Annotated in this window: 6 protein-coding genes and 1 pseudogene; all 7 read right to left on the minus strand. The window is 72.0% G+C overall.

Annotated elements, in window-relative coordinates:
- Positions 1-103, minus strand: a pseudogene (locus F6Q13_RS15915) (ABC transporter ATP-binding protein); the annotation flags it as partial.
- 167 nt (positions 104-270) lie between these two features.
- Entirely contained in the window at positions 271-663 is a 393-nt protein-coding gene (gene rplL / locus F6Q13_RS15920; protein ID WP_293058564.1) for a 50S ribosomal protein L7/L12, read from the minus strand.
- Between the two features lie 28 nt (positions 664-691).
- The gene (gene rplJ, locus F6Q13_RS15925; RefSeq protein WP_293058566.1) at positions 692-1,270 is read right to left on the minus strand and encodes a 50S ribosomal protein L10; all 579 of its coding nucleotides are present in this window, start codon (positions 1,268-1,270) and stop codon (positions 692-694) included.
- A gap of 223 nt (positions 1,271-1,493) precedes the next feature.
- The gene (locus F6Q13_RS15930) at positions 1,494-1,835 is read right to left on the minus strand and encodes a hypothetical protein (protein WP_293058568.1); all 342 of its coding nucleotides are present in this window, start codon (positions 1,833-1,835) and stop codon (positions 1,494-1,496) included.
- A gap of 83 nt (positions 1,836-1,918) precedes the next feature.
- Entirely contained in the window at positions 1,919-2,812 is an 894-nt protein-coding gene (locus F6Q13_RS15935) for an ROK family protein (protein WP_293058581.1), read from the minus strand.
- Between the two features lie 52 nt (positions 2,813-2,864).
- Positions 2,865-3,338, minus strand: coding sequence for a malonyl CoA-ACP transacylase (locus tag F6Q13_RS15940; protein ID WP_293058570.1), 474 nt, complete (start codon positions 3,336-3,338; stop codon positions 2,865-2,867).
- On the minus strand, positions 3,335-6,428 hold a 3,094-nt coding region (locus F6Q13_RS15945), incomplete at its 5' end, for an NEW3 domain-containing protein (protein ID WP_293058572.1). The genes F6Q13_RS15945 and F6Q13_RS15940, both read right to left, overlap by 4 nt.

A 6,428-nucleotide genomic window follows, 5' to 3' on the forward strand; every position in this document is an offset into this window, starting at 1 on the left:
GCACGCTGACCTCACCGGCCGGGATGTCCAACGTGACGTCTTCCCAAATCCGCGAAGATCCGAAGGACTTGGTCAGTCCCTCCACGTGGATAGCCGTACCCATCCGTATCCTCCCGACGACGACGTAGCTCCACGGCACCGGCAAGCGGGGCTTGTGGCATGAGTCACTGTACCGTACCCGCATCGACCATGCCGGGGAAGCCGAGGGGAAACGCTGCGTCGGCGCCCGCTGATGTTCGGCAACCCCCGACGCCCCGGTCGACTAAGTGACTACTTGACGGTGACGGTGGCGCCGGCGGCTTCGAGCTTGGCCTTGGCCTCCTCGGCGGCCTCCTTGGCGACCTTCTCGAGCAACGGCTTGGGCGCGCTGTCGACGAGGTCCTTGGCTTCCTTGAGGCCCAGGCCCGAAACGATCTCGCGCACGACCTTGATGACGCCGATCTTCTTGTCACCGGCGGCTTCCAGGATGACGTCGAACTCGGACTGCTCCTCGACAGGCTCCGCGGCCGTGGGGGCGGCTCCCGGCGCAGCGGCCGCGACGGCGACCGGGGCGGCGGCGGTGACCTCGAAGGTTTCCTCGAACTTCTTGACGAACTCGGAGAGCTCCAGCAAGGTCAGTTCCTTGAAGGCGTCGAGCAGCTCGTCGGTGGAGAGCTTGGCCATGGTGGATGTCCTTCCGTGGTGGTAGGGGTTACTCGGCGGCCTGGTCGGCCTCGTCAGCCTCGTTGGCCTCGTTGGCCTCGGCAGCCGGGGCCGCCGAGGCTCTTTTCTCCTGCAGCGCCGCGGCGAGGCGGGCCATGTGCGATGCCGGCGCGGCGAACAATCCGGCCGCCTTGGCGAGGTTGGCCTTCATCGCGCCGGCCAGCTTGGCCAGCAGCACCTCGCGGGATTCCAGGTCGGCGATGTGCTCGACCTGAGCCACGCTGAGCGGGTGGCCATCCATGTAGCCGCCCTTGATCACCAGCGCTTTGTGCTCCTTGGCGAAGGTCTTGATGGCCTTGGCCGCGTCGACCGCCTCACCGGTGACGAACGCGATCGCGGTCGGGCCGACGAACAACTCGTCGAGACCTTCGATGCCCGCCTCCGACGCGGCCCGCTTGATCAGCGTGTTCTTGGCGACGGTGTAGGTGGCCGACCCGGCCAGCGAGCGGCGCAGCTCGGCCAGGTTGCCCACGGTCAGGCCGCGGTATTCGGTGATCACGGTCGCAGTCGAGGTCTTGAACTGCTCGGCGATGTCGGCAACGGCGGCGGCCTTGTCAGCCCTGCCCATTCATGCCTCCTCGGGAAAGTTCTCGGCCCCGGGAATGCGCAACGCCCCGACGCAGGATGCGGTCGGGGCGTGACAAGCGGCCCTCGTCCTCCTGCGTGGGCCGCCGGGATGTTCCCGGTCCTTCGACCGATTGCTCGGTGACCGACGGTCTTCGGTGGGTCGGCTCCCACAATAGCGTGGCGGTCCCGATCAGCCAAAAAGGCGCCGGTCGTGATCGGAGCTGTCACTCAAGTCGCTCACCGAAGCGGTGCCGATCGTGCCCGCCTCCGAGCGATTGCGCGGCTTCTGCGCGCAACGCCGGCACCCGCCGGTGGATCCGATATTCCGTGCCGCGCGGCATTCGGCCAGGGCCATAACGACCGCGCGCGAGACGACGCACTCTTCCCCGGCGTCGTTCCCAGCGCAGCGCGTCCGACACCGATTTCGGCGACGGGCTAACCACGCCGAACCCGTGGTGGTCGAGCGCCGCGAACAGGTCGGTGATCGTCGCGGGACCGTGCAGGAACAAATGCATCGTGAGGACGTAGCGAAGCTCGATTCCACGCAGAAGTCGCGAGTTCTTCATCGCCGGACCGTCGCACGGCGGTACGACACCTCCGCAAAATCGCTCGGAGCTGGGCACAATGTGTTTGTACTTTGATTAGTGACTCACGAGACCAGCGCGGCCGCCCCGACCAGACCGGCATTGCCGCCCAACTCGGCGGGCACGACGCGCAGCCCGCGGAGGAAATCCAGGCCGGCGTAGGAGGTCAGCGCCGTGCGCAGCGGGTCGAAGAGCACCCGACCGGACTTGGCGACTCCCCCGCCGATGACCGCGACATCAAGGTCGCACACCGCCGCCACCGAGGCGATCATCGCGGCCAGCGCGGCAGCGCCGCGACCGAAGGCCCGCACGGCGACCGGGTCGCCGGCGGAGGCCGCCTGCGCCAGCTCTGTGGCATCGGCCCCCGCCCAGCCGTTGGCCCGCGCCCACCGCGTCATCGACGGGCCGGACGCGACGGTCTCGACGCAGCCGCGGCCGCCGCAGACACACGGTGCGCCATCCAACTCGACGACCACGTGTCCGACATGCCCGGCGTTGCCGGTGCGCCCCGGATAGGAGGCGTCGTCCAGTACCAGCCCCCCGCCCACACCCGTGGACACCACGATGCCGAGCAGAAAACGGCTGCCCCGCCCGGCGCCGCCCCAGTGCTCGCCCAGGGCCATGCACAACCCGTCGCCGCCGAGTCGCACCGGCACGCCGGGCACCGCGGCGGCCACCCGGTCGCGCAGCGGGAAGCTGTGCCAGGCCGCGATGTTGATGGGGCTCACCGTGCCCGACGCAACGTCGATCGGGCCGGCCGCGGCGATGCCGACCGCGTCGACTGCGCCGCCGGCAACGTCGAGCGTCTCGGCGATCAACCCCTCGACGACAGCCCACACCTGCTCGGCACCACAGTCATGCGGGGTGGGCCGCGTTACCGCGTGCACGAGCGTGCCTCCCGGATCGACCAGCCCGGCGGCGATCTTGGTGCCGCCGATGTCCAGCGACAGGGTGCGCATGTGTTCCTCCCCTGCCCGCCCGCCGCCGCTGACGATACCCAAGCGCGCGGCTTCAGTGCCGGTGGGTGTTGTCGGGTTGACGGGGGTCACCGGGATGTTCGTAGCCGGGCGCCAGCCGCACCTGCTCGGCTCGGCGCGCGTCGAGCCAGACCCGGAACGCCCGACGCCGCGCAGCGGCCCGCAGATGTTCGGCGATCACCGGCCGCACCTGCTCCAACGGCGGGGCTGCGGCGGCCACACTGCCGAGCTCGAGTCGCGCCGTCGCGTCGGGCAGCAGGTTTTCTTCGGCCGGCGCCTCCCCGGCGGTCACCCCGAGCGCCTCGGCCTCGGTGGTGATCACCCACTCGGTCACGATCAGTTGCGTCAGCCAGCGCCGAAGCTGGCGTCCTTCGCTGGTGCCGGGCGCCGGTAGCGCCGCCGCCGGACCGTCCCGCAGCAACGCCTCGCGCGCGTCGACCTCCGCGACCAGAACCGGCGCACCGGCCACGGTGGCGGCAACGGTGTCGGGGATGATGTCGCCGATCATCGGACCGTCACCGTCACCGCCGGCGAATAAAGCAGGCTGCCCGCGCAGCCGACCCGGACCAGCGCCCACCACCGGCCCGGCTGCACCCAGCGCGGCGGCGCAACGTCGAAGCCGAGCTCCACGGTGCCGCGCGCCGGCAGCACCGCGCCCTGCGCGGCCGGACCGATCCACTCCCAGGTTCCCCACGGGCTGATCAGGTGGGCCTCCAGCGCCAGTTCGGCCCCGGCGCCGCTGCCGACCGTCACCGTCAGCCGCGCCGAGTCGCCGGCGACAACCTCGACCTCGGCCGGCCCGTCGGCCAGATATGCCAGCGGGCCGTCGTCGGCCGAGCCGACCGACACCGTGCACACGTCTTCGACCACCTGCCGCCAGGCGGCCGGCACGTCGCCGGTGAGGCGCAGCTGTGCGCGCACCGGGTGGCGCCCCGGGTCGGCGTGCTCGGGCACCCGCACCACCACGTCGGCGTCGGCCCACTGCCCGGGCGCCAGCGTGAACGGCAGCTCGGCGGGAGCGGCCGACCAGCCGCGCGGACACACCAGCACGACCCGGCCGGCCAGCGCCGTATCGGTGGCGTCGCCGGCCGCGGTGAGCCGCAGCCGCACCTCGCCGCCGGCGGGCACGGTCACCCGCTGCGGATGCAGGTGGGCGACCGCCGGTAGCCCGCCGAGCGGGGCCGGGCCGCGGTTGTGCAGCCAGTACCGGGCGTACAGCGGCTGGGCGGTCTCGGCCTCGGGGGCCAGCGCGTCGGCCGTGCCGGGCACCACCGCGGGCATGTCGAGCCGGGCCAGCACGGTGGCGATCTGGTAGCCGTGCAGCGCGGTCAGGGGTGGTTGCGCGGTCGGCTGCTCAAGCAGATCGGCCGGGTGAAGCTCGGACACCGTGCCCAGCGGCGCGCGCACGACGACGGCGGTGTCGGCGCCGTGCGGTTCGACCAGCCGGATCGCCACCGCATGCGGATCGACGGGTTGGCCGCTGCCGCGGGCCAACGGGTTGCCGGCCGGCTTGAGCGCGCCCAGCTGCACCGCGGGGCCGACCCGCAGCAGCGCGCCGACCGCCGGCAGCCCCTCACCTCGCCCGACGACCGCAAGCAACGGGTGCGAGAACTCGGCGCTGCGCGCCGGGATTCCGGCTTTCCGCCAGTCCCCGGCGCCGGCGACCAGCGCGTAGTCGAAGGTGTGGGTCCAATGCTGAAGCTGAAAGCTCGACCCGTCCGGCGCGGTGCGGCGCGGCTCGTCGATCCAGGTGCCCGACGGCCAGCCGGTGCAGGACCGCATCAGCGCGGTGTGCAAGGTGCCGTCGGTATCGACGGCGAAGCTGGGCACCCCGCGGTTGAGCAGCGCAACCGTGCGCGACTCGTACGGGTGCAGCCCCGTCGGTGCCTGCTGGCTGACGATGATCTCGGCGTCGGCGAGGTCATCGGCCACCGCCGCGATGGCCGGCGCGAGGTCGGTGTCGTCGCGGCCGGCGATCACCAGCACCGGCAGCGCCCGCGGGTCACGCAGGTCGGCACCGGGCACCCAGGCCGACGCCAGCGGGCCTGCCGCCGGCACCCATATCCGGGCCCGCCCCGTCGCGGCAAGCTGGCGCTCCAGCTCACTGCGGTATGCGGGGCCAGCGGCGGCAAGCACCGCCTTGGTGAAGGCGTTGTCGGCAGGTCCGCCCAACGCGATGCGGGTGTCCGGCAGGTTGGAGTCGACGCCCAGGTGGCCGTAGCGGGGCTTGTCGGCGCTGCTGCAGGTTGCGGTGACCCCGGCCCGCACCAGCGCGACCATCAGGTCCCGCGCCAGCACGCCGGAGAGCGTCTCCGACGGCCCCACCACCTCGGCCACCGCTACCGCCGCGACCGCATCGCCGGCACGGACCCGAACGGTCGCCGACAGCCCGAACCAGCCGTAGGCCGGGTTGTCCAGCGTCCACGGATAGCGGCCGGTGTCCACCGATTGCCCGGTGGCCGGGTCGTGCAGCAACGCGAAACCGCGCCCGACGACGGCGTCGCCGACCTCGCTGACCGGCATCGCCCCGGGTATCGGACATGGCCAGCGCAGCCGCACCAGCCGGTCTTCCCCGGTGAACTCGTCGATCGTGGTGGCGCAGTCCACCCGTTCGACGCCCTGCCACAGCGTCAGGCTCTGGGTGTAGCGCAGCAGCGTGCCGATCCGGCCGCGCACCACCAGGCGCTGCCCCAGCGAGCAGCGGTAGGCCGCGACGTCGGCGCCGACGGTCGACGAGCAAACGACCGGCCCGCTGGGCAGCAAGTGCCACGGGCCTTCGCCACCGCTCGGGTGGGCCGGGTACTCCCGGTAGACGGCCAGCTCGTTGCCCACCTCGCCGGCAGCGATCAGCTCACGGCCGTTATGGCGCAGCGACGACACCCCGCCGCCGCGGGCCGGATCGACGACCAGCCGGTAGTGCGCGTTGGCGATCGCGGTCCCGGGCATCGGTTCCCAGCCGGCCGGTTCGTCGGCGCCGGCGATCCGATAGGCCCGCCAGCCCAGCGACGGCACGTCGCGGGCCAGAAAGCTGACCGAGGCTCCGTCGTGCTCGACGAGCGCAGGCAGCTCGGCGCCGTCGCAATCTCGCACCCGCACTCCGGCGCCGAGTGGGATGCCGAGCCGGGCGGTCACCACGTCGGTGCGGTCGTGCGCGAGCGGGTTCCACACCACCAGGTCGCCGGGCACTGCGCCGGACAGCAGGGCCAACGCGTTGTCGCGGGTCACCCGGCCCAGCTCCCACGCGTCGCGCCAGCCGGTCAACAGATCCAGGTAAACCTGGTCGGATTCCGACCCGGTGATCGCGTCGTGGTGGGCGCCGTAGGCTAACTGCGCCCACGCCTTGGCCAGCGCCGCCTGCGGGTAGTCCGCACCGGCCAAAATCCCGGCGAAGACCGCGTACTTTTCGGCGTCCAGCACCGTGTTCTCGGCGGCCCGGTTGGCCTGCTTGGTGTCGATGAACGTCACGTCCTTGCCGGTGTAGACCGGGTTCATGTCCCGGGTCTGCGGCGAGGGCGCCAGTCCGCGGGCGTCGAGTTCGGCGCGCACCGCGGCGAAGAACTCCCGCGGCAGCGCGCAGACGAACTTCGGCCAGGTATAG

The sequence above is a fragment of the Mycobacterium sp. genome, from assembly GCF_008709575.1.
Taxonomy (GTDB): Bacteria; Actinomycetota; Actinomycetes; order Mycobacteriales; family Mycobacteriaceae; genus Mycobacterium.

What these genes read in the sequence shown, in the direction of transcription:
- rplJ (WP_293058566.1), bottom strand. Translation starts at nt 1,270, where the DNA reads ATGGGCAGGGCTGACAAGGCCGCCGCCGTTGCCGACATCGCCGAGCAG.
- F6Q13_RS15930 (WP_293058568.1), bottom strand. Translation starts at nt 1,835, where the DNA reads ATGAAGAACTCGCGACTTCTGCGTGGAATCGAGCTTCGCTACGTCCTC.
- F6Q13_RS15940 (WP_293058570.1), bottom strand. Translation starts at nt 3,338, where the DNA reads ATGATCGGCGACATCATCCCCGACACCGTTGCCGCCACCGTGGCCGGT.
- F6Q13_RS15935 (WP_293058581.1), bottom strand. Translation starts at nt 2,812, where the DNA reads ATGCGCACCCTGTCGCTGGACATCGGCGGCACCAAGATCGCCGCCGGG.
- rplL (WP_293058564.1), bottom strand. Translation starts at nt 663, where the DNA reads ATGGCCAAGCTCTCCACCGACGAGCTGCTCGACGCCTTCAAGGAACTG.